Annotated in this window: 21 protein-coding genes; all 21 read left to right on the top strand. The window is 51.0% G+C overall.

Annotation, left to right across the window (positions count from 1 at the left end; all coding sequences use genetic code 11):
• Nucleotides 1–179 precede the first annotated feature (179 nt).
• Nucleotides 180–1,160, top strand: a complete 981-nt coding sequence (locus MKY74_RS23200; protein ID WP_076164485.1) for an aldo/keto reductase — start codon at nucleotides 180–182, stop codon at nucleotides 1,158–1,160.
• A gap of 168 nt (nucleotides 1,161–1,328) precedes the next feature.
• Nucleotides 1,329–3,584 (top strand): ATP-binding cassette domain-containing protein, encoded by a 2,256-nt coding sequence (locus MKY74_RS23195; RefSeq protein WP_076164488.1) that lies wholly within the window; start codon nucleotides 1,329–1,331, stop codon nucleotides 3,582–3,584.
• Nucleotides 3,585–3,658: 74 nt separating this feature from the next.
• On the top strand, nucleotides 3,659–4,543 hold the full coding sequence (locus MKY74_RS23190; RefSeq protein ID WP_244169120.1) for a DUF1963 domain-containing protein: 885 nt from the start codon (nucleotides 3,659–3,661) through the stop codon (nucleotides 4,541–4,543).
• Nucleotides 4,544–4,747: 204 nt separating this feature from the next.
• Nucleotides 4,748–5,044, top strand: coding sequence for a putative quinol monooxygenase (locus tag MKY74_RS23185; protein ID WP_076164492.1), 297 nt, complete (start codon nucleotides 4,748–4,750; stop codon nucleotides 5,042–5,044).
• Between the two features lie 166 nt (nucleotides 5,045–5,210).
• On the top strand, nucleotides 5,211–6,182 hold the full coding sequence (locus MKY74_RS23180; protein WP_076164495.1) for a helix-turn-helix transcriptional regulator: 972 nt from the start codon (nucleotides 5,211–5,213) through the stop codon (nucleotides 6,180–6,182).
• 74 nt (nucleotides 6,183–6,256) lie between these two features.
• Complete coding sequence (locus tag MKY74_RS23175) at nucleotides 6,257–6,673, top strand: RidA family protein (RefSeq protein ID WP_076164497.1); 417 nt, start codon at nucleotides 6,257–6,259, stop codon at nucleotides 6,671–6,673.
• Nucleotides 6,674–6,975: 302 nt separating this feature from the next.
• Nucleotides 6,976–7,707: an AzlC family ABC transporter permease gene (locus tag MKY74_RS23170; RefSeq protein ID WP_076164499.1), complete on the top strand. Its 732-nt coding sequence runs from the start codon at nucleotides 6,976–6,978 to the stop codon at nucleotides 7,705–7,707.
• Nucleotides 7,698–8,024, top strand: coding sequence for an AzlD domain-containing protein (locus MKY74_RS23165; RefSeq protein WP_076164501.1), 327 nt, complete (start codon nucleotides 7,698–7,700; stop codon nucleotides 8,022–8,024). The genes MKY74_RS23170 and MKY74_RS23165 overlap by 10 nt, the downstream gene beginning before the upstream one ends.
• Before the next feature lie 334 nt (nucleotides 8,025–8,358).
• Entirely contained in the window at nucleotides 8,359–10,113 is a 1,755-nt protein-coding gene (locus MKY74_RS23160; RefSeq protein WP_076164503.1) for a sensor histidine kinase, read from the top strand.
• Nucleotides 10,110–11,795, top strand: a complete 1,686-nt coding sequence (locus MKY74_RS23155; protein ID WP_076164506.1) for a response regulator — start codon at nucleotides 10,110–10,112, stop codon at nucleotides 11,793–11,795. The genes MKY74_RS23160 and MKY74_RS23155 overlap by 4 nt, the downstream gene beginning before the upstream one ends.
• Before the next feature lie 212 nt (nucleotides 11,796–12,007).
• Nucleotides 12,008–13,672 carry an extracellular solute-binding protein gene (locus MKY74_RS23150; RefSeq protein WP_076164508.1) on the top strand — a complete coding sequence of 555 codons (1,665 nt, stop codon included), beginning with the start codon at nucleotides 12,008–12,010 and terminating at the stop codon, nucleotides 13,670–13,672.
• A 23-nt stretch (nucleotides 13,673–13,695) separates the two neighbouring features.
• Nucleotides 13,696–14,592 carry an ABC transporter permease gene (locus MKY74_RS23145; RefSeq protein ID WP_076164511.1) on the top strand — a complete coding sequence of 299 codons (897 nt, stop codon included), beginning with the start codon at nucleotides 13,696–13,698 and terminating at the stop codon, nucleotides 14,590–14,592.
• A 16-nt stretch (nucleotides 14,593–14,608) separates the two neighbouring features.
• Nucleotides 14,609–15,493, top strand: coding sequence for a carbohydrate ABC transporter permease (locus MKY74_RS23140; protein ID WP_076164514.1), 885 nt, complete (start codon nucleotides 14,609–14,611; stop codon nucleotides 15,491–15,493).
• A gap of 7 nt (nucleotides 15,494–15,500) precedes the next feature.
• On the top strand, nucleotides 15,501–18,164 hold the full coding sequence (locus MKY74_RS23135) for a glycosyl hydrolase (protein WP_076164516.1): 2,664 nt from the start codon (nucleotides 15,501–15,503) through the stop codon (nucleotides 18,162–18,164).
• 5 nt (nucleotides 18,165–18,169) lie between these two features.
• Nucleotides 18,170–20,599, top strand: a complete 2,430-nt coding sequence (locus MKY74_RS23130; RefSeq protein WP_076164518.1) for a family 78 glycoside hydrolase catalytic domain — start codon at nucleotides 18,170–18,172, stop codon at nucleotides 20,597–20,599.
• Nucleotides 20,596–21,396, top strand: coding sequence for a sugar phosphate isomerase/epimerase family protein (locus tag MKY74_RS23125; RefSeq protein WP_076164520.1), 801 nt, complete (start codon nucleotides 20,596–20,598; stop codon nucleotides 21,394–21,396). The genes MKY74_RS23130 and MKY74_RS23125 overlap by 4 nt, the downstream gene beginning before the upstream one ends.
• A gap of 13 nt (nucleotides 21,397–21,409) precedes the next feature.
• Entirely contained in the window at nucleotides 21,410–22,390 is a 981-nt protein-coding gene (locus MKY74_RS23120) for a DUF6528 family protein (protein ID WP_076164522.1), read from the top strand.
• A gap of 109 nt (nucleotides 22,391–22,499) precedes the next feature.
• A complete protein-coding gene (locus MKY74_RS23115; RefSeq protein ID WP_076164524.1) occupies nucleotides 22,500–22,997 on the top strand; it encodes a DinB family protein in 498 nt (165 codons plus the stop codon).
• Nucleotides 22,998–23,207: 210 nt separating this feature from the next.
• Nucleotides 23,208–24,119: an SDR family oxidoreductase gene (locus MKY74_RS23110; protein ID WP_076164526.1), complete on the top strand. Its 912-nt coding sequence runs from the start codon at nucleotides 23,208–23,210 to the stop codon at nucleotides 24,117–24,119.
• Between the two features lie 213 nt (nucleotides 24,120–24,332).
• Complete coding sequence (locus tag MKY74_RS23105; RefSeq protein WP_076169224.1) at nucleotides 24,333–24,896, top strand: TetR/AcrR family transcriptional regulator; 564 nt, start codon at nucleotides 24,333–24,335, stop codon at nucleotides 24,894–24,896.
• A gap of 505 nt (nucleotides 24,897–25,401) precedes the next feature.
• Nucleotides 25,402–26,283: an oxidoreductase gene (locus MKY74_RS23100; RefSeq protein ID WP_076164527.1), complete on the top strand. Its 882-nt coding sequence runs from the start codon at nucleotides 25,402–25,404 to the stop codon at nucleotides 26,281–26,283.
• Nucleotides 26,284–26,305 lie beyond the last annotated feature (22 nt).

Genomic DNA, 26,305 nt, shown 5'->3' with positions numbered 1-26,305 from the left:
TTTTTGTGAGGACATCCCTAAATCCTATAAAGACCATAAAAAATAATGAACAATCTCGACAAATCCGTTCAGTATGAAACAAATCCCGTACATTTAACAATTGCAAGTTCGTTCATGGGAATTATAATGGAAGTCGACGATTAGCGCTTACATAACAATCCGAAACGGAGGCCTGATTTATGGATTACATGAAGCTCGGTAATACGGGGATGGATGTCTCGCGGATATGCCTTGGTTGTATGAGCTTCGGCGAAGTGCAGCCGGGAGGGCATCAATGGGTGCTTGATGAGGAGCAAAGCCGCCTGATCATTAAAAGGGCGCTGGAGCTCGGGATCAACTTTTTTGATACAGCGAATGTCTATTCCGGGGGAACCAGCGAAGAGATCACTGGACGCGCATTAAAGGATTATGCGAATCGGGACGAGATTGTCCTCGCTACCAAGGTCTGGGGGCGAATGCATCCTGGCCCCAACGGTGGGGGGCTCTCCCGGAAGGCGATTATGAGCGAAATCGATAAAAGCCTGAAAAGACTAGGCACCGACTATGTAGATCTTTACATTATCCACCGCTGGGATTACAACACGCCGATTGAAGAAACGATGGAAGCCCTGCATGATGTAGTGAAGGCCGGAAAGGCAAGATATATCGGTGCTTCCGCCATGTATGCGTGGCAGTTTCAAAAGGCGCTGTATACGGCAGAGAAGCATGGCTGGATGCGCTTTGTCTCCATGCAAAATCACCTGAACCTCATTTATCGCGAAGAGGAACGGGAGATGATGCCACTGTGCAAAGATCAAAAAATAGCGGTGACCCCTTACAGTCCATTAGCATCGGGAAGGCTGATCCGCGATTGGTCGGAAACGACGCATAGATCGGAGACCGATCAAGTCCAAAAATCCAAGTACGATGCGACGGCGGATGTAGACCGGCTGGTCGTAGAGCGAGTAGCCTCGATTGCAGAGAAACGCGGTGTACCCCGTATCCATATCGCGCTAGCCTGGCTGCTGCAAAAGGAATCGGTAGCTGCTCCAATCATAGGGGCGACGAAAATCGGCCAGGTTGAAGATGCTGTAGGTGCACTATCCGTTAAATTATCTCCGGAAGAGATTGCATTTCTGGAAGAACCGTATGTTCCGCATCCGGTCGTTGGAGCGCAGTAAAAAAAAGAAAAGGCAGCTCACTTGCTGAGCTGTCTTTTTTGTGTGGATCAGCAATTTATTCCATTTAATACGACTCCTTTTGCACGATTCATAGACTTTCTTTGGGCAATGAATGGTACAATACGAATGGAATAAATAGAAATGATCACGAACGGAAGGATGTTAGCCATGAGCGAATCGAATCAGGAATATATCGTCATCTCGGCTGCGAGGGAAAACAATCTCAAAAACGTTTCCCTGCAAATACCCAAACGGAAAATTTCGATATTCACCGGGGTATCCGGATCAGGCAAGTCATCGATCGTTTTCGATACGATTGCCGCAGAATCTACGCGATTGTTGAATGAGAATTTCAGCATGTTTGTACGGACGTTCCTGCCCAAATATCCGCAGCCGGATGCGGATGCGATCGAAAACCTGAGCATGGCTGTCATAGTCGATCAGAAGCGGCTGGGCGGAGGTTCCCACTCCACAATGGGAACCATTACCGATATTTCACCCATACTCCGGCTGCTTTTCTCCAGAGTGGGTCAGCCTTATGTCGGAGGAGCGAACATGTTCTCGTTTAACGATCCGCAAGGCATGTGTCCCGAATGTAACGGAATTGGCCGCAGCCTCGGCATCGACATGAGCAAAGCGGTGGATATGTCCAAGTCGCTCCGGGAAGGGGCCATTATGCTGCCGGGATATACGGTGGACGGATGGGAATGGAACATGCTCATCCAGTCGGGTTCCTTTGATCCGGATAAGAAGCTCAGCGACTATTCGGATGAAGACTTGGATCTGCTGCTGTATGGCAAGGCAAGGAAAGTGAAAATGGATTTCGCCGGTAAGGCAACCAATATTACCGTCGAAGGCATCATTGAGAAGTTCACCAACAAATACATCAAACAGGACGTGAAAACGAAGTCCGAACGCACGCAGCAGACCGTCGCTCCGTTCATGACCGAGGGGCCCTGCTCCAGCTGTCACGGCGCAAGGCTTAGTCAAGCGGCGCTGGGCTGCAAAATTAATGGACACAACATTGCGGAGCTGTCTTCCATGGAAGTCGGGCATCTCATTCGCGTAATTCGCGAGATTGACGATGCCGCGGCGGCGCCGATGGTCAAGTCGCTGACGGAACGGCTGCAGCATCTGGTGGATATCGGCCTTGATTACTTGACGCTGGACCGTGAGACAGATACCTTATCCGGTGGAGAGTCGCAGCGCGTCAAAATGGTGAAGCACTTGAGCGGGAGCTTGGTGGATGTCACTTATATTTTCGATGAGCCCAGTGTCGGACTTCATCCTCGCGATGTGCACCGGTTAAATGAACTGCTTCAGAAGCTGCGCGACAAAGGCAACACCGTCCTGGTAGTTGAGCATGATCCCGATGTCATCAAAGTAGCGGATCATATCGTCGACGTAGGTCCACATGCCGGCAGCCGCGGAGGAACCATCGTCTATGAAGGAAGTTACCCCGGTCTGTTGGAATCCGGCACATTGACGGGTACTCATATGAAGCGTCAGCTCCAGCTCAAGCAAGACTGCAGGCAGCCATCCGGCAAGCTGTCCATCCGGAATGCCAATCCGCATAACTTGCAGAACGTAAATGTCGATATACCAACCGGGGTTCTGAATGTTATAACCGGCGTCGCCGGCTCTGGGAAAAGTACCCTTATTAACGACGTATTCCTCAGTCAGCATCCGGACGCCATCGTCATCGACCAATCGGCGATCGGCGTGTCGACACGCTCAAACCCTGCGACCTATACGGGCATACTGGATGATGTGCGCAAGGCATTTGCTTCCGCGAACAAGGTGAGTCCAAGCTTATTCAGCTTTAACTCCAAGGGGGCCTGCGAGAATTGCCAAGGGCTGGGCGTCGTGTACTTGGATCTATCGTTCTTCGATAGCGTGAAGCTGCCATGCGAAGTCTGCGGAGGGAAACGGTTTAAGGAAGAAGTGCTCGAATACAAGCTGAATGGCAAGTCCATAGCCGAAGTGCTGGAGATGACGGTCGAGCAGGCTTTGGAATTTTTCCAGATCAAAGAGGTCGTCCGCAAGCTCCAGGCCATGAGCGATGTGGGACTGAACTACATCACCCTCGGCCAGCCGCTCAGCACGCTATCTGGCGGGGAATGCCAGCGTATCAAGCTGGCTAGCGAGCTGCACAAGAAAGGCAGCATCTACGTGATGGACGAGCCGACGACCGGCCTGCATATGTCGGATATCGGCCACCTGCTTGGGATCATGAACCGCCTGGTGGATACCGGAAATACGGTGATCGTCATTGAGCATAACCTGGAAGTGATCAGCCAAGCGGACTGGATTATCGATATGGGGCCGGACGGAGGCAGCAAGGGCGGACAGGTGGTGTTCGAAGGCACGCCGCAAGAGATTATCCATGCGGAGCAGTCGATCACGGGAAAATACTTGAGGTAACCATCCAATAAACAAACGACGGCTTGATCATAGGGTATCTAAATAACATCACAGCAATGAGGAGGTGGCAATCGGTGTTAAGTGAGAACAACGAAAATAAACTAAAGCGGGTCATCCATGAACAGCAATTCGGGCATGCATTGGATTATCTAATGGAGACCGTTCGCCAAGGCATTCGTTTGAGTAAAAGTAGGGTAGAAGATTACAAGGCAGCGGGATGTTCCAGGATCGGTGGTGATCCGGATCTCCCGGCTGATGTGGAATGGCCTGTGGATTCAAAGGGGACTCCCATGACGTTCCTTGCCCAGCTTAGGCTGCGTGAGCTGATTGATGATGACGAAGCTTCCCGACTTCCGGCAAACGGCGCGCTTTATTTTTTCATTGGAATCGATGAACCGGCTTATGACATTGAGCATAAAGTGCTCTATTTGCAGGAGGAGCAGCTTCAAGCAGCGCAGCGGCGGCATGCACCGGAAGTGACGGCACTCGAAGATGCATTTACGGGTTATCAGGTGTCGGCAAGGTCCACTCTGGAGCCGCCTAATTACGGTTATGTGGATTACGAACAGGTGGAAGACGATGAGCATGATTACGAGCATTACGAGGAGCTTTGCTTCGAGCTGACCGGATACAGCTCTATTGACCTGGCGACGATGTTCGGCTATCCCGGAACCCAGCATGGCGATTGCGAATACGAAGCGGCACTGAAGCTGTTGACCGGCGAAAAATACAACTATTCCGAAACGGAGGCGCTGAAGCAGATCACCCGGCACCTGAACGGTGATTCGGATCGGGCACAGCAGGAAATCAGGGATACCCTGTTGCTGTTGGCACTAGATTCGGACGATGATGTAGGTTTTTGCTGGTGGGATGCCGGCGAACTGCAGTTTTTCATCCGGAAGGAAGATTTGCTTGCCGGCAATTTTGATCGTACATACTGCTCCCTTTATTCGAGTTAGGGGGCAGCGGTTCGAGTAGAATAAAGCATTGAAATTCGAAAGAAATGACCAAATCCTGCCTGCAGAAGGCTGCGCAAGTCGATGCCTAAAGATTTTAACGATTGGGAAATAGCAAATTTAGAGGATATGCTTACCCGATTGCAGTAATAATATAAGCCAATACTGAATAGGCACTATAAAACATCAAGGAAGGAAGTACACATCATGATCATCGTTCATGCCAAACTTGACATCTTGCCGGAGCAAGAGGAACGCTTTTTGAAGGAAGCCAATAGCCTGCTTGCTGCTACCAGAGCGGAAGAGGGGAATATCAGCTATGAATTGTTCAAATCCGTGGAGCAAGAACACTATTATACAATGGTGGAGATTTGGAAGGATTTTGGAGCCGTTCAGGCGCACAACAGCAGCGACCATTTCCAGGCATTCGTACAGACGGCCAAAACGCTACTGGCTTCTCCAATGGAGTTGAAAGTTTTTCAGGGCGAGCCTGTGCAGGCTTAACGAAAGTGAAGTGAATCAATCCCTAACCTCCCCAATGTGGAGGTTGGGGATTTTTTGTTATCTGTTAAAATGTCATTCAGCGGCAATTCCTTACAAAGAGACTTCCTCCGCACTCATTTCAACGGTATACTTTTGGAAGAATACGGTTTGGAAGGAGTACCTCATCTTGGCAAAATGGGATAATATGCTGTCCATCCTTTGGATGCTTAAATCCAGAAAAAAGCTGACCGCCGCGCAAATAGCGGATCAATTGGAGATCAGCGTCCGGACGGTTTACCGCTATATCGATGCATTAAGCGCCAGTGGCGTTCCGATTGTTGCTGATTCAGGGCATGACGGAGGGTTCTATATATTGGAGACCTTCAGGGAAACGCCTTTATTTTTTCGGTCGGTAGAACTCAAGGCGATCGTAGACGCATCGAAGTTTGCGAAGGGGGTCGGGTATCCGTATACGGATGAACTCGAGCAAGCCCTGGAAAAAATCGAACACAGTTTGAATGAAGAACAAATGCTGGATCTGCAGCGTCTGACGAGCGGCTTCAGTGTAATCTCTTCCGCGTCCCATCCAGGTATTGTTCCTATGCTCCGGCAGTTGGAGCAGGCCATTTTGGACGGACAGACGCTTCTCATCGCTTACCGTAAAGAAAACTCCGATTCGGCCAAAGAGCGGAGTATCGATCCCTATGGGTTGACCTTACGCAGAAACGAATGGTATCTCATCGCATTCTGCCACCAATCTTCCGAAATTCGGACTTTCCGTGTGGACCGGGTCGAGAGTGTATTCCGGACGGAAGCCTTTTTCACCATGCCGGAGAACTTCTCGACTGAGGATTATTTCCGCGAACAATCGCACAAGGAGCGAGAAGCGGAAGGACCGATGGTGTTAATCCGAATTGAAGGAGATACGAGGAGTCTGGATGCGATATGCAGCCACTGGCATATGCATCACTATTTGACGGAACGTACCGACGCCGAAGCGCGGTTCCTCATCGACACCCCAACGATTGACAAATATCTTCCGAGATATCTGCTTACCTTTGGAACAAGCATCCGGGTGTTGGAGCCGATCGCGTTGAAAAATCAAATCAAAGCAATGGCCAGTCAAATCGCCGAACTGTATGCGGATGATGAAAATTGAGCTTCACTGACGGGGGCTGTCAGTGAAGATGCCTATAATGAATGTAAAACATGAATCTTAAAGGAGGAAGATGAATGTCTACATTCAGAATGGAGCATAAAAACCCGGAGGGGTTATTCCAATCCAAAGCATTCAGTCAGGCGATTACAGTAAGCGGAAAGGCAAAGACGATTTATATCGGTGGGCAAAATGCCGTTAATGCGTCAGGCGAACTCGTCGGCCCCGGTGATTTGGAAGTACAGACCAAGCAGGCGCTGCATAATATCGCAACGATTCTAGCATCTGAACATGCAAGTTTCGCCAATTTGGTTAAACTCAATATTTATTTAGTCAGCGGCAGCGATCCCCGAGTTGGCTACAAGGCTTTTCTGGAGATAGCGGGTGAATTAGAACATCCTCCTCTGGTCACGGTTCTATTTGTTTCGGAATTTGCCCGCCCATCCGTTCTCCTTGAAATCGATGGGATTGCCGTCATTGAAGATAACGATTAAGCAGCGGATCAATCAGACTCCGGCTCCATTTCGTACTGGGTACGAAGGGGGGCCGTTTTTTTGATTTTGCTTGGGTTACAGGATCAATAGAAGAGGGGCAGGAAAGCCCGAATGGAATCTGAAATTATCTCAACTCCATCCAAGTTTAATACACCGCACCCGATATATTGTGTGTTATAATGTACAAAAAGGATGGTATAACGCACGAATTGACCGGGCTGTGACCACACTTAGAGACGTATCGTTATTTTATTTTCCGGCTCAACAACGAACATCACAGTAAAGAATTGAGGATAAAAGACGTGTCAGAGAATGTTCAACATCATCAACAAGAAATCGAAGTGAAAGAAGACAGCTTGCTGCAGGGGATCAGAGACTGCATCCCCACGCTGCTGGGTTACTTAAGCATTGGATTCGCCGCAGGTGTTGTAGGCAAAACCTCCGGTTTATCCGTCCTCGAAATTACCTTGATGTCCACCCTGATTTATGCCGGCTCGGCACAATTTATTATGGCGGGCATGATTGCGGCGCATGGGTCGGCGGCAGCCATCATTCTAACGGTATTCATCGTCAATTTGCGCCACCTGCTGCTCAGCGCAGCGATGTCGCCTTATTTCCGCCACCTGTCCGCATTCAAGACGATGTTCGTCGGCGTGCTGCTTACAGACGAAACCTTCGGGGTCGCCATGAATAAGGCGATGAATCGCAGCTCACTCAGTGAAAAATGGATGCACGGCCTCAATATTACCGCATATTTGAATTGGATCATCGCCACCATTGCGGGAGCGTTTTTCGGGAAGTGGATTACCGATCCTGAGAAATACGGACTTGATTTTGCACTGACCGCCATGTTTATCGGACTGCTTGTCCTCCAGATGATCAGCAGAAAGATCATCCGGAAAGATCTCATCGTAGCCGTCTGCGCGGTTCTGATCGTGCTCGGAGCGGGCTCCTTTGTATCCGGGAGTGTGGCCGTTATTATAGCAACCATCGTGGCGGCTGCCATTGGAATGGTGGTGGAAAAATGGAAATAAGATGGCACATCCTGCTGGCGATCATGGGCGCCTCCGTCGTCACGCTTCTTCCGCGCGTTCTTCCGCTCGTGTTGCTGAGCCGTATGCAGTTGCCTGAGTGGACCATGCGCTGGCTCAATTACGTACCTGTTGCCGTTATGGCGGCATTAATCGCGCAGGAGCTGTTCACGACAGACGGAAAGGTCCATATTTTACAGCATTACGTTGAAATTTTGGCTGCCATCCCTACCTTTGCGACGGCGATCCTGACGCGAAGCTTATTAGGAACGGTAGTGGTGGGCATTCTTTCCTTAATGGTACTCCGGTTTGTACTGTAAGCGGATGACGGGGAACGGAACTGCTCAAAGGATAAGACTGTCGGTGATTTTCATTTACCGGCAGTCTTTTTCATGGTCATTTGGCGTATATCCGGAAAGAACTCCAAATCGGACAACAGAACACGAATTATTATTATGGTGATTTTCTGGAACACAATTTACAATGAAGGCGCAAGTCTTGGATTGCAATAAAACAACCTCCGACATCCATCAGCTGGTATACAGCCGGCGGATGTTTCTTTATCTTTTCTAAATATTCCTGCGGCGATAGAATGAATGTTGAGATCCTTACCATCATTGTCCATGGCGGACAAGCTGAAAAGCGGGGGTGCCCATGTCGTTGATCAAACGTCCCAAACTGAGCATTTATTTGAGGCTGGTGCTTACTTTTCTGTTTATCGTGGCTCCTCTCTATGCAGTCAGCGCCCAGATGAACCGGGTCGGGCAGAACTCCGTCAAGGAGGAAATCTCCAGCTCCATGCTGGCTAAAGTACATTTTTACTTGGCTTCGCTGGACCAGGACTTCAGTAAAACGATCAAGCTCGGCAGAGAGTATATTACGGACGATGATATCGGTAAGCTCAGCGTGGCTGCCTCGATCATGCCGGATTACGAGCGCACGAAGGCGATGCTGCGCCTACAGAAGCAGATGCTGCTCCTGAAGGCATCCAGCAGTTACATCACCAATGCAAGCATTCATATTTCGATGCTGGATCGGACCATCTCATCCAACAGTGGTGTGGATATCATCCCCAAGGATGAATTCAACGTGCTGAGCACATCGGAACAACGCGGGTATTCGCCGTTTATCGCCTGGAAAAACCGCTTGTTTATCAGTATGCCTTACCCCGAAAACATTCTGTCCGAAGAAGAACCCTCTTATCTCGTCGATATAGAAATTGATCAAAAGGAGATCGTCAAGGCGCTGGGTGACATGATTGACAACGCTCAAGGCGGCGCCCTGCTGATCGACGACCGCAACCAATGGAGCCTCTCGAGCCTGCATCGTCCTGAGACGGAAACGGGCTTGCGTGATTGGGTTACGGGTAAAATCAGCTCCGGGTCCAAGAAAGGGGTGGAGTCGATTGAAATCGGATCGAAAGTCTATTTTATCAGTTATGAGCACTCCTCGACCATGAATGCTGTCCTTCTTACCTATTTGCCTCAGGACAGCGTACTGGGACCTTTGAATACCTACCGGTTCTGGTTTCGCCTTTTTTCCATCATTTCGATTTTTATCATTGCGTATTTTTCCTATATCATTTACCGATTGATACATCAGCCATTGCGGACATTGGTGAAGGCGTTTCGTTCGGTCGAACACGGGAATTTCAACCACGTAGTTTCCTACCGCTTCAAGGATGAATTTTCATACCTTTACATTCAATTCAATGCGATGCTGGAACATATCCGCGTGTTGATTCACGAAGTGTACGAGCAGAAATACCGGGCAAAGGTGTCGGAGTTCCGGCAGCTGCAGTCGCAGATTAACCCCCACTTTTTATACAACAGTTTCTTTACGCTCTCACGCATTGCCAAAAACGAGGATTACGAAGGTGTGACTACGTTCGCTCAATACTTGGGGCAATACTTCCAATTCGTCACGCGCGACGGCGACGGGGAAGTGACGCTCGAGGCGGAATGGATGTTTGTCAAGACGTATGTCGATATTCAATCGTTCCGGTTTTCGAACCGTATTTCCGTACAGCTGGGTGAGCTGCCGTCTGCTTACAAGAAGCGGGAAGTTCCAAGACTGATTCTTCAACCGATCGTCGAAAATGTGTATAACCATGGGCTAATGAACAAAAAGAAGGACGGCATGATCGAAATCACCTTTGAAGACGCCGCCAATTGCATTGTGATCGCTGTGGAGGATAATGGGGACGAATTGACGGATGAACGTTTAAGAGAGCTGCAGTCCAAGCTTGGGTCGGAACAACCCCCGCTTGAGACGACAGGACTGGTCAATGTCCATCGAAGAATTCAAATCAAATTCGGTGATCGCTATGGTCTCCGGATGTCAAGAGGCAAGCTGGGCGGGTTAAGGGTCGAAATGACAATTCCTTCGGAGGGTGAGGACAGAATATGAATCGTTTGCTGATCGTTGATGACGAACCCATTATCGTTGACGGAATCTATCGTCTTCTGCAGGAGGAAGAAGAACTGCAATTGGATCTGCACCGCGCTTATGGCGGAGATGAAGCCTTGGAGAAGCTGAATGCGATCCGGTTTGACATCGTGCTGTCGGATATATGGATGCCCGGGATGACCGGCCTTGAGCTGCAGGAGCATATCAACGAGAGATGGCCGGCCTGCAAAATCATTTTTTTGACCGGGCACCCGGATTTCAATTACGCGCAGACGGCCATTCGTAATCAGTGTATGGATTACATTCTCAAGACCGAAAGCGACGAAACGCTGCTGCGCAGCGTCCGAAAGGCGATCGAGCTGCTGCAAACCGAACGAATGAATGCCGGATTTCTCGATAAAGCTTCGGAGCAGTTTCAGCTAGCCGTACCGGCGCTGCAGAGAGAAATTCTTCAAGGATTTTGCGAAGGAACCCAGCCGCTGAAATCGCTGAAGCCCGAGCTGCTGAAGAGTCTATCCATACCGCTTACGCTTGACGGGAAGGTCATGCTGGTGATGGGGAGGGTCGACCGCTGGCCTATTCAAATGACAAAAGCTGCGGATAAAGCGCATATGATGTTTGCCATCCATAATATTGCGAAGGAATACCTGTCTTCCTGTGCGCTTCAATCCGTCGATGTAGAGCATAACCGCTTTTTCTGGCTGATCCAGCCTAAAGTGCTGTTGGAATGGGGTTCAACTCATGCAGCAGCCCCTGAGGATGAGTGGTCCCGAACGATCAGGTTTGTTCATGGCACCCTGGAAATGATCCAGTCGACGAGCCTGGAGCTGTTGAAGATTCCTCTTTCGCTTGCGGCTGCAAAAGAAGGGGTGGAATGGAGAGAAATCCCGGCCCGATATCAGAAGCTGCGCGCAGGCCTAAGCCGTGGGCTGGGAATCGGCCAGGAGACCATCCTGATCGAAGGCCAGCAATCGGGAGATTTTTCGGTGGATGAAAGCGAAATTCAGAAGCAAACGATACGTCAATTGATTCGAAAATGGTCGGGGAACGACTATGTCTCCGAAGATGAGAAGCAGGAAATGTATAAGCTGCTTTCCTTACTGTCCGATATGATGGACCCGTTTTACGAGGATGTTGGTTTTTTTCTCGAAATTTACTACGCCATCGCTTCGCATCTGTTGACTCAATTGAATCGGTGGGCTGTGGATCATGCGGCGCTAGAGGAAGTAGAGATGGACCGGGTGTCTCATTATCAGCTGCACGCGACCAGAAAAGACGCATTCCATTATTTAATTCATGCGGCGCTGCGGCTGATCGAAGCGCGTGATGATGAGAAAAAGGAGTTTACGAATCAAGTGGTATCCAGGTTGAACCGCTATGTGGAAGAACATCTGGACTCCGACTTGTCCCTGACGACGCTCTCGGATCTTGTACATCTGAATCCCTATTATATGTCGAGATTGTACAAACAAATGACCGGCGTGAATTTGCCTGATTATATCACCGACGAACGGATCAAAAAAGCAAAAGAACTGGTCGTCGAATCCCATCTGAAGATGCATGAAATCTGCAAAAAAGTAGGGTTTGAATCCCCTGCCTATTTTACGCGGATTTTTAAAAAGAAAACGGGCAGTACGCCCCAGGAGTTCAGAGAAAAGCACCAGCCGACCAGATTTAAATAAATGATGCAGCTGGTGTTTCGCAGCAGTGCTCCATGTCGTGCAATTCGAGCAAGTAATGTGCAATTCTTATTATGGGATGGCTAAATACGTCACTTTATAATATGGGTAAGGCCTAGAATCACCGGTCGACAGGCCGCTTGTCCAGAGCTCGGCAAGTGGTTACCCGTGGATCACGAGGGCTGAAAAGCGATAACAGAAATGGGAGGGTACTCATGAAGTCAGTCAAAGCTATGCTGGCGCTTCTCGCGGTCAGCTCGATGATTGTCGTATCGGCCTGCGGGTCTTCCACAAACGAATCTTCGGATACCAAGCCAGATGCCGGCTCGGATAAGGCTGCTTCCACAGCAGCTTCTGCAGGGCCGCTCAGCAAGTACACGTCGCCAATCGAAGTGACTACGGTGAGAACCGCGGATGCTTCGGTAAAGTTTGCCGGCAGCGATACCCTTGAGAATAACGAGTGGACCCGTGCCTATAAGGACGAACTTGGCATCAATCTGAAATTTAAATGGATCGCTACCAGCGGTGATGATGCGACCCAGAAAATGAACGTCATGATTGCATCAGGAGATCTTCCCGACATTATTCCGGTTAACGCAAATCAGCTCAAACAATTGGTAGACGCCGATATGATCGAAGATTTGTCGAGTGTTTATGAAAAGTATGCAACTCCGCTGGCCAAACAATTTATGGATGGTGCACAGCTCGATTCCGCTAAATTTGATGGTAAGCTGATGGCCATTCCGAATACGAACTCCTCCATTGATGGAGCGAACGTCCTTTGGGTACGGACCGACTGGCTCAAGAAGCTGAAGCTGCCGGAGCCGAAAACGATGGATGACGTCTATACAATCGCAGAGGCCTTTGCCAAGCAGGATCCTGATGGAAACGGAAAAAACGACACCTTCGGACTGGGGATCAACAAGGGCATTGTCGGCGGCGGTATCATGGGTCTGGGCGGCTTCTTTAACGGTTTTCACGCTTATCCCGGAGCGTGGATTAAGGATAGTTCCGGCAGCTTAGTCTATGGTTCCATCCTTCCTGAGACAAGGGAGACGCTGCTGAAGCTGCAGGAAATGTACAAAGCGGGGCTGCTGGATAAGGAGTTTGGCGTGAAGGACGGAAACAAGACGGGCGAGGATGCGGTTGCAGGAAAAATCGGGCTGTATTACGGAGCGATGTGGAACCCGATCAATCCGCTCCAGAAAGGTAAAGACCTGGATCCGCAGATGGAGTGGGAGGCCTATAAAATCGTCTCCGTTGATTCCGATCCGGCAAGGCCCCAAGTCGGAAATCCGGTATTCGCGTATTATGCAGTCAAAAAAGGCGCCAAAAATCCCGAAGCGGTCATGCAGATGGTCAACTTGTTTATCGAAAAGGGTTGGGGCGAGAAGGCGGATTTCAGCCACTTCTTCAGTTCCCCGGATGGCATCGAGCTGTTTAAGCATGCGCCGTTCAATGCCTGGTCTCCAACGAAAAACCTGGATGTACACCTGTCTGTCATCGAGAGCTTAAAAACCGGGGACACATCCAAGCTGAACGGAGAACAACTGACGACTTATGAGAAGATCAAGCAATTTAATAACGGTGACAATAAGCAATGGAATCAGGCGAGGGTGTTCGGCGAGTCCAGCTCATTCGCGGTCATCAACCAATATCAAAAGGAAAACCTGCCGCTCATGAACGAGTTTTTCGGAGCACCGACCAAGAGCATGGGGGACAAGAAAGCGACGCTGGATAAAATGGAACTGGAGACATTTACCAAGATTATTATGGGCGAACCGATCAGTACGTTCGATAAATTTGTCGAGGATTGGAAAAAGCTTGGCGGAACCGATATGACAAATGAGGTTAACGAGTGGGCCAAATCGGTCAAGTAAATCAGAGAAGGGCAGGCGATGAAATGACATTCAAGAAATGGAGGCATGAACTGCCGCTTCACTTTATGCTTCTGCCGGCGCTTGTCCTCCTTGCCGTGTTCAGCTATTGGCCGATGGTAGGCATCGTCATCGCTTTTCAGAAATTTTACCCGAATAAGGGCTTTTTCGGCTCGGATTGGGTCGGCTTAGACAATTTTCTCTATGTGTATCATCTTCCCGGCATCTCCCAAATCGTATTCAACACGATCTTTATTGCCGTCATGAAAATTATCGCAGGCCTTGTGGTTCCGATCACGGTGGCGCTCCTTCTGAATGAGATGGCGAGAGAGAGGATCAAGCGGATGATCCAGACACTGATCTATTTGCCCCACTTTTTGTCATGGGTCATCTTGGGAGGCGTTTTGATCGATGTGTTGTCGCTGAAGGGGATTCTCAATCAGTTTCTCGGATGGTTTGGAATGGACCCGGTTTATTTTCTGGGCGACAATCACTGGTTTCCGTATGTGCTGGTTGCCACGGATACGTGGAAGGATTTTGGCTTCGGTACGATTGTATATTTGGCAGCGCTTACCGGAATTGATCAGTCGCTGTACGAAGCGGCAGAGATCGACGGTGCAAGCCGTTGGCGGCAGACACTGAACATAACGATCCCCGGTATTTTGCCGGTCGTCGTCCTGATGACCACGCTAAGTCTGGGAAATGTGCTGAATGCCGGATTCGACCAGGTGTTCAATCTGTACAGTCCGCAGGTGTATGAAAGCGGGGATATCATCGACACGTTCGTATACCGGATCGGATTGATCGATGCACAATACAGCGTGGCGACGGCCGTAGGCTTATTCAAATCTGTGGTGTCCCTTGTGCTGATCTCTTCATCATACCTGTTGGCTTACCGGTTTGCCGGATACCGGATCTTTTGACGGAGGAGGGGACTTCATGGTTCAAAAACGGGGGATCGGCCGCACCTTGTTTGTGGCTTTCAATTACACGTTTCTTCTCGCTATCTCCGTCCTGTGCCTGCTGCCGCTTGTTCACGTGCTTTCAGTATCATTTAGCTCCAGTGCAGCGGCGATGGGCGGATTGGTCAAATTATGGCCGGTTCAATTTACGCCGAACGCTTACGAATACGTATTGAAAAAGCCCGAATTTCTAACTGCGTTATGGATTACGTTGAAACGTGTCGTGCTAGGCGTATCCATCAGCATGTTTCTCACCATTCTGACCGCATATCCGCTGGCAAAAGAGAAATCGAAATTCAAATGGAGAACGATGTACGCGTGGCTGCTCGTCCTGACGATGCTGTTCAACGGCGGCCTCATCCCCTGGTATATGACGATAAAGTCTCTGGGGATGCTCGATTCGATTTGGGCGCTCGTATTACCGGGGGCGGTTCCGGTTTTTAATGTGATCCTGCTGCTGAATTTTTACCGGGGGCTGCCCAAGGAACTGGAGGAGTCCGCCTTTATGGACGGAGCCGGCCATTGGACGACGCTTTGGCGCATTTATGCGCCGCTGTCTTTGCCGGCGCTGGCGACGATCGGGCTGTTCACAATTGTCAGCCATTGGAACAGCTGGTTTGACGGTCTCATCTTGATGAATTCACCGGAAAATTACCCGCTCCAGAGCTATTTGAGAACTATTATTGTTGGCCAGGACCTCACGATGCTGACTTCAACCGATTTGTCGCTGCTTCAGGATTTATCGGAGCAAACGGTGAAAACGGCCCAGATTTTTCTCGGGGCACTGCCGATCATTCTGGTGTACCCGTTCCTGCAGCGCTTCTTTATTAAAGGGATAGTTATGGGCAGCGTGAAAGGATGACGAAACAATGACAACGAACATGCGTGTACCTGATTCATGGAGCCATCACTTTCTGGAGCCTCCGAAGTTGACGGGAACCTTATTTTGGCTGCATGGCACGGAAAGTCCTGAAGAGCTCCGGAAGACATTCGACTTGGCCGTCGGGTCGGGAATCGGAGAGCTGACGCTGGAGTCGAGACCCCATTGGGACTATCTTGGGCCGAAGTGGTGGTCGGACTTGAAGCTGATTCTGGGATGGTGCCGGGAAGCCGGGGTAAGTGCCTACCTGTTCGATGAAAAATGGTATCCGAGCGGCGTGGCCGGTAATACGATCCAGAAGCTCGACCCGGCGTTTCGGCGCTCGTCGATCCGCCTCCAATATATACGCTACCGCGGGCCGCTGAACCGGGTAAGCCTGATGCCTCCATGGACGCACCGGAGCCGGTCCGTTGTGATGAGCGTCTTTGCCTACCCGATGTCGGAAGGGGTGATCGGTTACGAGCAGGGTGTTGATTTGACCGAACGCCTGCACCGCCCCGATTCACCGCACATGCACGGGATCGTGCACGGCATCCACTGGGACGTCCCTTCGGGAGAGTGGATCGTCTGCTTTGTCATCGAAGATAAGGCCGATAACTACATCGATCCCCTTCACCCGGGAGCCGTGCAAGCTTTCATTGACCGTGTGTATGAATCGTCGAAAAGAGAAGTCGGGGCGTATTTCGGCAATCCGGTCCGAGGTTTTTTCTTTGACGAACCGGCTTATTTCAATCATGAACAGGAAATACCTTGGGGCTATGAGCTGCGTCGACGGTTTATTGAAGCGAAAGGATACGATCCGATACGATTTTTGCCGGCATTATGGTTGAAAGGGGAGAGCAAGGGCAGCGAATATTTCATTTACGATTACTATGATTTTCTGAATAAAGCATACGCGGATACGTACTGCCGACCGATTCACGAATGGTGTCGCAATCATGGGCTGAAATATATCGGGCATTGGTACGAACACGAAGCGAGCCCGAATCATGGGGAAAGGTACATGTTCCATGAGCGGACCACGGAGGGACCGGGCGACTTTTTTGAAGTTTCCCGGTTTGCAGATGAAGGCGGGATTGACGTCGTTTGCAACCAGATTATTCCGGGCCACCGGAATAGGGATTACTGGGGGCTGCCTAAGCTGGCCAGCTCCGCCGCCCATATCTATGGATTGAAAGACGATTTGGCCATGTCGGAGACATTTGGGGCCTACGGCTGGCATCTGGGCCTCAGAATGATGAAGTGGCTGACCGATTGGCAGGCCGTGCGGGGGATCAATCATTTTATACTGCATGCTTTTAACCCGAAGTGGCCCGATCTGGACTGCCCGCCTTATTTCTATGACGGGGGACTAAATCCGCAATGGCCTTATTTTCCGGCCTATATCCAGTATGTGAACCGGCTCTCTTATTTTTTTCGCGAAGGCAAGCATGTCGCATCGCTGCTGCTTCTATATCCAGGGGCTCTCGGCCATGCCGGCGAATCGATCCCGATCGAGGATGTCCAGCAGGTGCTCCAGGAGAATCAATACGACTACGATCTCGTACCACAGGATGAGCTGCTGCTGTCCCGAATCGCCGGGGGCCGGCTGGAGATACGTAGCGAGAGCTACGCAGCGGTCGTTGTTCCCGGGATGGAGGTCGTAACGGAAATGCTGCTTCATAAGCTTCATGAGGTGGTTCAGTCGGGCGTTCCCGTGGTGTTTGTAAATCGTCAACCGATTGGGGTGTTGAAACGTAAGCAGGAAGCAATGCCGCTGTCACCGTTTCTGTCAGGGCCGGGCATGCATCTGGCAGGCGACCCGTCCGATTTGCCGGAATTGCTTCGCCACAGCGGTATATCAGCGCAGCTCTCTTTTGAAGGAAGCGGCCGGGAGAACCTGCGCATCCTTCACCGGATAAGGGAGGACCAATCTCTATGGATGGTCAGCAATGAAGATGTAGAAACCGTTGTTGACGGATGGATCCGCCTGCCAGGGGAACCGGATGTAAACGCCCTGCATGCCTGGGAGCCATTGACTGGCGAACGATGGCATCTGCGGTCACGGATTTCACCAGACACAGCTAATGAGCGGGAATTTCACCTGCGGATTCCGCCTTACCGTTCGCTGATTCTGATTCCGTCTGTGCTCGATGTCCAGGAAGAAGTGCAGGGTCCCGTTCCGGCGGCCTATATCCGCAGCGGGCAGCAACACGGCGTCATCGATATAGACAGCGCGCAGATTCACTTTGACTGGCAGGGAGAAGCGAGGAGCGGGTTACCGCCGTGGCTCCGCTTGGATCCTTCTTATTCCGGTACACTTGCATATTCCTGGACCATGGATATACCGCCGTCCGAGCTGGAGGCTTTGAACCGGGTTATTCTGGATCTCGGTCAGGTGGAGGAAATTGCGGAGGTGGAGGTGAACGGCACATCAGCCGGATTCAGCTTTGTTCCGCCATATCGCTTTGATGTGATGCCATGGCTGGCCCCCGGCTTGAATCGGTTTCAGGTATGCGTAACCAATGTCGTATCGAACCGCATGAGCAAGGCGGAAGTACTCGAGGACGCGGGCCCGGATTGGAAAGAGCGCCGTGAACAGTTCTCGGTCCCGGAGGATGGCGGGCTTCTCGGGCCGGTTCGGCTGGAATTCCATCATATCGATTGGAAGTGAACGCAATGGATATCGTCAGTAAACTTACGGACGCTTGGTGGTTATCTGCCCGGGGCTCGGATGCAGATCACGTAAATAAACATTACGCTGCACGCAACGAGGTTGCCTATTTCCGCCGTTCGTTTTCACTGGTCAAACCGGCCACGCTTGTGCTGTCAATCAGCGCCCACAGCCGCTTCCGCTTATGGATCAACGGGCAAGCCGTTCTTTCAGGTCCTTGCAAGGGGGATCGCTGGCGTCATTACTACGAAACGATTAACGTAAGCTCATATTTGACTGCAGGCGACAACGTCCTTGCCGTAAAAGTGGTGGCATACAGCCCGTATGAAGCACAGCCGCCAGGCTGGGGAGGACCCTTCAGCGTAACGTCCAACGCAGCAGGCCCTTGCCTGATCGCCAGCGGACGCTGCGTTGCGGAAGACGGGGAAATATTGGCGGATCTTGCAACAGGTAAGCCTGGGGACGAATGGCTGGTCTGTTTGGATGACGCGGTTTCCTGGGAAGCGTATGGGCCCACCCATTTTATGGGGGGAATGGAGCGGGTCGATGGCGCGCGGCTGCCTCATCACTGGAACCTTCCGGGGAGTACGGAGAACGGGAAATGGCATATTCCTATCCGAAGATGGAAGGCGGACGGCAGACCTTACGGCATCATTCCGCCGTTTCCGCTGATAGAGCGTCCCATCCCGCTCCTCTATGAGACGAGTCGCCGGTTCAGGAGTGAAGTTGATGTAATGAAAGGGAACGGTGAGCTGTTTTCGTTCATTGAAGGCGCAGCGGAGCCCCAGCCGGCTGTCATCCCCCCGCATTCCAAGCGGAAGGTGGTTCTTGACGCTGGCGAGCTTATGACAGGTTATATCATCCTTCCCTTGTCAGGCGGGCAGGACAGCCGGGTTACACTGTTGTACGCTGAAAGCTTTTCCAAGCACCGGGAAGGCGGCTTCCCGCTAAAGGGCAAGCGGGACGATGCAAAGCGGTATGAACTGATCGGGCAGCAGGATGTGTACCTTCCATCAGGCGGCAGGGAGACTTACGAGCCGTTCTGGTTCCGGACCTTCCGCTTCATGCAAATTGAGGTGGAGACCTGTGACGAGCCATTGGTCATTGACTCTCCGGAGATCCGGGAAACGGGATATCCGTTGAATGTCCAATCATCGGCTGTGTCCTCCACCGCCTGGATTCGTCCATTATGGGACGTAAGCGTCAGAACACTGCAGCGATGCATGCATGAAACCTATGAAGATTGCCCTTATTACGAGCAATTACAGTATGCCATGGATACCCGGCTGCAAATTCTTTTCACCTATGCCGTCAGCGGGGACACCCGCCTAGCCCTGCGGGCGATCGACGATTACCATGCTTCACTTCTGCCGGAGGGGATTCTCCAAGCGCGGTATCCATGCATGGAGTCGCAGGTCATTCCTGCCTTTTCGCTCCATTGGATTTTCATGGTTGAAGATTATTACTGGCAAACCGGTGATCCGTCGGTTGCCGTGCGTTACCGGGCTACGATCGACTCGGTTCTGGACTGGTACGACCGCAAGCTCGGGCCGCAGGGGCTCGTACACCGGTTAGGCTACTGGGAATTTATCGATTGGGTCGAAGCATGGGATGAACTGCACGGCGCGCCGACGGCGACGCTTACCGGTCCTTCTACGATCCATAATCTCCTGTATGTCTATGCGCTGCAGTCCGCGGCAAGATTAAGCCGACTCGGGAATCGCTTTGAGGTTGCAGACGAATATGAGGCGCGGGCCGGGCATGTGCTCCAGGCTTTGCAGCAGTTATGTTGGTCGGAATCTTCAGGATTGTACCGTGAAGGTCCCGAATGCGAACAGTACAGCCAACACGCCCAAATCTGGGCCGTCCTGACCGGCCTCGCTTCCGGAGAGCAGGGACGGCAGTTAATTCGGCGGATGATGGATCGGGATGATCTGCTGCAGTGCTCGTATGCGATGTCTTTTTATTTATTCAGGGCGATAGAGAAGGTAGGACTATACGAAGAGACGGAGCAGATGTGGAAGCCGTGGCGGGACCTGTTGGAACTGAACCTGACCACCTGGCCCGAGGACCCCTTCATGCAGCGCAGTGACTGTCATGGCTGGGGCGCCCTGCCTCTGTATGAATTCACCCGCTGTTTGCTGGGGGTGAAGCCCGGAGCACCCGGCTGGGAAACGATCCGGATCGAACCCCATTGCTTGTCGCTGCAGGATATGCGGGGGCAAGCGATAACCCCAAAAGGAATGGTTCGAGTGAATTGGTTCATCGATGACGGCGCCATTCATATTTCCGGCGAATCGCCGGAAGGTACGCCGCTTCTCGTTGCTATGCCAGATGGCAGCAGCTGCAGTATGCCGCAGGGTGGAGCTTTCCGTCTGTCATGCCCCGCTGCTGGAAATTCTGAAACGAGTTTGGATCGGGAGGGAAATGCATGAACCGCAAACCGGGAAATTGGAAGCTGGGCACCTCGTACAGCCTGGCCAACCCGATCGATTTGAAACAAGCGGCCGAATCTGGGATCCAGTGCATCGAACTGACGTGGCAGCCGCTGGATATTTTCGATCCGGAAGTCAAAATGAAGTGTGATGAGGTGGTAGCCGCTGCCCGGCGTCTTGGAATCGACGTCTGGTCGTTGCACATTCCTTTCGGCACGGCGTGGGACCCGTCCAGTCTGGATCAGGATACCCTGGAACAAGTCGTCGCCAAAGTCCGGCATCTGTTCCGTTATGCTGCGGACTGGGGGATCGGGACGCTGGTATACCACCCTAGCTGGGAGCCGGTTCCACCGGAAGAAAGAGCACTCCGTTTAAAAACTTCCAAACAAACGCTCGCTCTGCTTGCTCAAGAAGCGGCCGCTAGCGGGCTTCGTCTGGCGGCGGAGTGCCTCCCGCGCACTTGTCTCGGGCATTCGGCGGATGAAATGGAGTATTTGACCGAAGAGAATCCGGAGCTCGGCGTATGCTGTGACGTCAATCATTTATTTAAGGAAAAACCGCAGCACTTCATTGAGAAGCTGGGCGGCCGGATTGTGACGACGCATATTTCGGATAATGACGGAACGGACGAAAAGCATTGGATGCCGGGAACAGGTAACCTGGAATGGAATGAAATCCTTAATGCATTTGCTGCAGCAGGCTACCGGGGACCCATGATGCATGAAGTCAGAAACCCGGATCCGGAGGCCATCACAGTTAATTGGCACCATATCCTTGACGCAAGTTCTAACCCATGAGGAGGTTATAAACATGAGTATTCGAAAATTCAGCATTAAGTCCCGCCTGCTGCTTCTGATGATGACCGCGGTAACGTTCACGATGGTGAATCACCATGCTTCAGCCAATCCCGGTCTGCACAAGGATTATTGGATTGCCGTGACGGATCAGGGTTCGGAGGAAATTCGTGTTTACGATCCCGAGAAGGAAGACTGGAACCAGTCCAACGCACTGAAATGGTCTTGGGCGCCCACGGATAAAAACGGTTTTGGCGGACTGCTGCAAGGCTGGGGTCTGCCATCCGACGTGAAGCTGCGGGAAGGTACAACGGGGGGCAAATTTATGGTCGTGACCGACTCCAGAGGGCTTGCAGCGCTTGTTCCGTATCCTTCCGGCAACAGCAGAGCATGGGGCGTCATCGTAGGCGGCAACCCGCATGCAGCCGAGCTGCTGCCGGACGGCAACGTAGCGGTTGCGGCGAGTGCCGGCGGTTGGGTGCGGGTCTATACGGCTTCGCAGGGAGCCGATTCTTCAACGTATACCGAATTTTCACTGCCTGGTGCGCACGGCGTGCTGTGGGATCCGGCTCAAGACGTACTGTGGGCCGTCGGCGACTACGACTTAATTGCCTTGAAAGTGAAAGGAACACCGGCAGCGCCTATTCTGGAGGAAGTTCACAGAAAGCGGCTGCCCACCAATTGGGGCCACGACCTCTTTGCGGTCTATGGAGATACCGACAAGTTGTGGGTGACCTCTAATACGCAGGTGTATCAGTATAGTAAATCCACGGATTCCTGGTCTGAAGATTATCCGGGGGCCGCTGAGATCAATCACCATTGGGTGAAAAGTGTAGGCAACCAGCCTTCCGGGCAAGTGGTGATGACCAACCAGAAGGAAGGAACTAAGTATACTTGGACCACGGATGCGGTTGACTTGTACCAGCCGGCAGATCAGCGTCTCGTTACAGGCGGAGCCTTCTATAAAGCCCGGATTTGGAATTCGGATTATCAATAAAAACGAATGTGCGGGGAGGAGCCAAGAGCTCTTTCCCGCTTTTTACTCTCACCTTTCCTCTTACAGGGTGTTATAGTATGCTTGTCTTATAAGAAAGGAGAGGGAATTCATGGTAAAACAATTGATTATCGGTGATGCAAAACATGAGTTGGCCATTACGCGCCGCATCCTGGAGCGCCTGCCCGAGGAGCATATGACATGGAAGCCGCATGAGAAATCGATGACGCTTGGCGGACTGACCACGCACCTGATCAACCTGCTGAACTGGCAGGTCGCGATTTTTCTTAGCCCGGAATTGGATTTATCGACCGTGCCGCTTCGGCGGGAAGCTCTGACAAGCCGTCAGGACATCCTGGATGAATTTGATGCAAACGTCGTCAAGCTGGAACAGCTGTTAGACGAATGTGACGAACAAGCACTTGGCGAGGAGTGGACCTTGCGTAACGGCGACCATATCATCCTTCGCCAACCTCGTGCCAACGCTCTCCGTACTTTCGGATTAAGCCATATGATCCATCACCGGGCGCAGCTCGGGGTATATTTGCGGCTTCTCGATATTCCGGTACCAGGCCTCTATGGTCCTTCGGCCGACGAAAATGGCAATTAATATAGAAGACTAAGATTGCAGTCGCAGAGCTTCGGCGTGAATCGCCGTACGCTGCGGCTGTTTTTTTGGCCGAATGTTATGATGTCTTCCTGGCGACAATGTAGTTCGTCTCATGCGAAATTCTTCTTTTATATACGACAAGGTTTGACGTAATTGGGATATATCATGGACATTGAACGTTAGATCAACGATAGGAGAGTGATTCGTCATATGAAACCACTACGTGGAAAAGTTGCTTTGGTCGCTGGAGCAACACGAGGCGCCGGCAGAGGCATTGCTGTCGAATTAGGGGCAGCGGGGGCAACCGTATACGTCACAGGAAGAACGACGCGCCAACAACGATCCGAATACAACCGTCCTGAAACGATTGAGGAAACGGCAGAACTGGTAACTGCTGCGGGAGGACAAGGAATAGCCGTTCAAGTCGATCATCTCCAGCCTGAACAGGTCCAGGCCCTTATCGCCCGTATTGAAAAAGAACAGGGAAGATTGGATGTTCTGGTCAATGACGTATGGGGCGCTGAAAATTTGGCAGACTGGAATGTGCCTGTATGGGACCACTCCCTTGAACGTGGATTTCGTATGCTTCGCCTTGGCATCGACACGCATTTGATTACAAGCCACTTTGCACTGCCGTTGTTGATCAGAAATAAGAACGGGCTGGTGGTCGAAATGACGGATGGTACCGCTGAGTACAATTATAAAAATTACCGCATATCGATGTTCTATGATTTAGTCAAGAACTCAGTCATTCGTATGGCACAATCACTTGCGCATGAACTCGCACCCTATCAGTGTACCGCGGTGGCCATGACGCCGGGTTGGATGCGTTCTGAAATCATGCTGGATCATTTCGGTGTGAAGGAAGAAAACTGGCGTGATGCTGCCGAAAAGGAACCCCATTTCATCATATCGGAATCTCCGCGTTATGTAGGCCGTGCGGTTGCAGCATTAGCTGGCGATCCGGAAGCTGCCCGGTGGAATGGGAAGTCTTTGTCAAGCGGTCAGCTCGCAAAAGTCTATGGTTTCACGGACCTCGACGGTTCGCAGCCAGACTGCTGGCGGTACCTTGTAGAAGTTCAGGAGGCAGGCAAACCAGCAGATGCCTCTGGATATCGATAATCGCTGTTAGTTTGATGTCAAGAAAAGCACACTTTAAGAGCCGCATAAACTGCGGCCTTTTTTTCGTTTAACAATATGAGGAATCTCGGATATCCGACATACATCTTGACCCTTCTCGGCAATCATGTCATGCCGCACAACATCGTTATTAGGTGGTGTGAACTTGACATCTCCCTCAAGCCCGTACTAATGTTGTTTCAAGAGGTGGAATACATGAGCAAGAAGCAGGACATAATGGCGGCCACGCTGGATTTGATCCATGAAGAGGGGCTGCAGTCGGTAACCTTTTCCAAAATATTCAAGAAAGCCAACGTAGGTTCCGGCACGGTATATAACTATTTTGCCAATAAAGAAGAGTTGGTGAATGCGGTTTACAAAGAAGCGCGGACACATATGGGGGAGTACCTCCTTCGCGGTTATAACCCGGATGCCAGTCTGTATGAACGATTTAAATGCTTGCAGCTGAACAGGTTGAAGTTCGGCATCGATTCACCCAAAGAGTTTCTGTTTATCGACAGCTTTTCCTTCTCCCCGTATATTTCGCCGGAGCTGCGGAACATGGGCGATGCCCTCCATTCGAGTGACGTGGTCATTTCTTTGATCGTTGAGGGTCAGAAGCAGGGAATCATGAAAGAGATGGACCCCCATTTATGCCATCAGCTCATCCATGGGATCATTTCTTCCATCGTGAAAGGGTACTATATTCAGAAATATCCATTAGACGAGGTCCAGGTTCAGCAAGTGCTGGAAGCCTCATGGAAAGCTATACTCGTGTAGAAACAGCCTTTTTGGACGCTGCGGTCCTTAAAAGGCTGTTTTCATGTTGTCTTGACTCCTCCGATTCATGAATTTCTTATCAAATATAACTTCAGCTGCCCTCATCTGTTATCCACATCGGCTCTTTTTGGGGACTTTACCGTGTCGTTTCCGGCGAACACAAAGTGCTGAGAATCGGAATGTATATTCCAATCTGGGCAATATCAGTACTTTGAAACCAAAACACTTGATTGGAATTTATATTCCATATTTCTTATTTTCCTTATCTACTATGTGGATTGTAATACAATAAAACAGGGGAATGATCCAGCCTTCCACACTTTAAGAACTTACCGTTCATCATGTTTACAGAACAATTTCAGTGATCTAACCTTCGGATTGTAAATAGAGTCAAACTTGTTCGAATGGAATGTATATTCCAAAAACTCTTGACTTACGAAAATGTCTGAGTTATATTTGTTTTGGAACAAACATTCCAAACCTATGTTGAGGAGGCATTTTTGATATGAGTAAAGTTTGGCTGATTACAGGCAGTTCCCGGGGATTTGGACGCAGTCTTGCAGAAGCGGTACTGGCAAAAGGAGATCAGTTGGTGGCAACAGCCCGCAATACAGAACAAATCGCCGATCTTGCAGCACGATATGGCAGCCAAGTCCACATCGTTGAGCTGGATGTAACCCGGTTCGAGCAGGCTGAGGCTGCCGTGCAAGCCGCCTTCGAAACGTTTGGGCGTTTGGATGTACTTGTGAATAATGCGGGATACGGCAATATCTCTTCGATTGAACAAACTCCGATGGATGACTTCCGGGCTCAATTGGAAACGAACCTGTGGGGTGTTATTAACGTAACGAAAGCAGCGCTGCCGCACCTGAGAGAGCAGGGTCACGGACATATTGTCCAGTTCTCCTCGATCGGCGGCCGCATCGGCGCGCCCGGTCTAGGACCATACCAAACGGCAAAATGGGCGGTAGAGGGCTTCTCTGAGGTGCTTTCCAAAGAAGTTGGCCCCCTTGGTGTAAAGGTTACGCTGATCGAACCGGGCGGTTTTCGTACCGATTGGGCAGGTTCATCAATGAAGCATATCGAGCCTATCGACGATTATAAGGACACGGTCGGTAACCATTTGAAGCATGCCCGGGAGACTACCGGCAGGGAGAACGGTGATCCGGATAAAGCTGCGCAAGCGATCATTTCTATTGTTAATGAAGATAACCCGCCGCTCCGCTTACTGCTCGGAAGCGATGCCGTTGCGATTGCGAACGCGGTAGATAAGGGCAAATTGGAAGAAACCAAGCGTTGGGAGAAACTTAGCCTGTCCACGGACTACCGGGCAAAAGAATTGGATCCGGAGGTTTTGCGCATGATTCAAGCGCTTCCGGAGTCATGATATAAGCGAATCCACTTATAAC

Origin of the sequence: Paenibacillus sp. FSL R5-0378 (assembly GCF_038009285.1) — a bacterium.
GTDB classification, from domain to species: Bacteria; Bacillota; Bacilli; order Paenibacillales; family Paenibacillaceae; genus Paenibacillus_AQ; species Paenibacillus_AQ favisporus.
This window is presented reverse-complemented; position numbering and strand designations above follow the sequence as displayed.

Bases quoted from the DNA above. Each gene is read 5' to 3' on its own strand.
- MKY74_RS23185 (WP_076164492.1), top strand. From the start codon at position 4,748: ATGATCATCGTTCATGCCAAACTTGACATCTTGCCGGAGCAAGAGGAA.
- MKY74_RS23200 (WP_076164485.1), top strand. From the start codon at position 180: ATGGATTACATGAAGCTCGGTAATACGGGGATGGATGTCTCGCGGATA.
- MKY74_RS23120 (WP_076164522.1), top strand. From the start codon at position 21,410: ATGAGTATTCGAAAATTCAGCATTAAGTCCCGCCTGCTGCTTCTGATG.
- MKY74_RS23100 (WP_076164527.1), top strand. From the start codon at position 25,402: ATGAGTAAAGTTTGGCTGATTACAGGCAGTTCCCGGGGATTTGGACGC.
- MKY74_RS23130 (WP_076164518.1), top strand. From the start codon at position 18,170: ATGGATATCGTCAGTAAACTTACGGACGCTTGGTGGTTATCTGCCCGG.
- MKY74_RS23140 (WP_076164514.1), top strand. From the start codon at position 14,609: ATGGTTCAAAAACGGGGGATCGGCCGCACCTTGTTTGTGGCTTTCAAT.
- MKY74_RS23145 (WP_076164511.1), top strand. From the start codon at position 13,696: ATGACATTCAAGAAATGGAGGCATGAACTGCCGCTTCACTTTATGCTT.
- MKY74_RS23110 (WP_076164526.1), top strand. From the start codon at position 23,208: ATGAAACCACTACGTGGAAAAGTTGCTTTGGTCGCTGGAGCAACACGA.
- MKY74_RS23105 (WP_076169224.1), top strand. From the start codon at position 24,333: ATGAGCAAGAAGCAGGACATAATGGCGGCCACGCTGGATTTGATCCAT.
- MKY74_RS23165 (WP_076164501.1), top strand. From the start codon at position 7,698: ATGGAAATAAGATGGCACATCCTGCTGGCGATCATGGGCGCCTCCGTC.
- MKY74_RS23175 (WP_076164497.1), top strand. From the start codon at position 6,257: ATGTCTACATTCAGAATGGAGCATAAAAACCCGGAGGGGTTATTCCAA.
- MKY74_RS23115 (WP_076164524.1), top strand. From the start codon at position 22,500: ATGGTAAAACAATTGATTATCGGTGATGCAAAACATGAGTTGGCCATT.
- MKY74_RS23150 (WP_076164508.1), top strand. From the start codon at position 12,008: ATGAAGTCAGTCAAAGCTATGCTGGCGCTTCTCGCGGTCAGCTCGATG.
- MKY74_RS23195 (WP_076164488.1), top strand. From the start codon at position 1,329: ATGAGCGAATCGAATCAGGAATATATCGTCATCTCGGCTGCGAGGGAA.
- MKY74_RS23155 (WP_076164506.1), top strand. From the start codon at position 10,110: ATGAATCGTTTGCTGATCGTTGATGACGAACCCATTATCGTTGACGGA.
- MKY74_RS23125 (WP_076164520.1), top strand. From the start codon at position 20,596: ATGAACCGCAAACCGGGAAATTGGAAGCTGGGCACCTCGTACAGCCTG.
- MKY74_RS23135 (WP_076164516.1), top strand. From the start codon at position 15,501: ATGACAACGAACATGCGTGTACCTGATTCATGGAGCCATCACTTTCTG.
- MKY74_RS23160 (WP_076164503.1), top strand. From the start codon at position 8,359: ATGTCGTTGATCAAACGTCCCAAACTGAGCATTTATTTGAGGCTGGTG.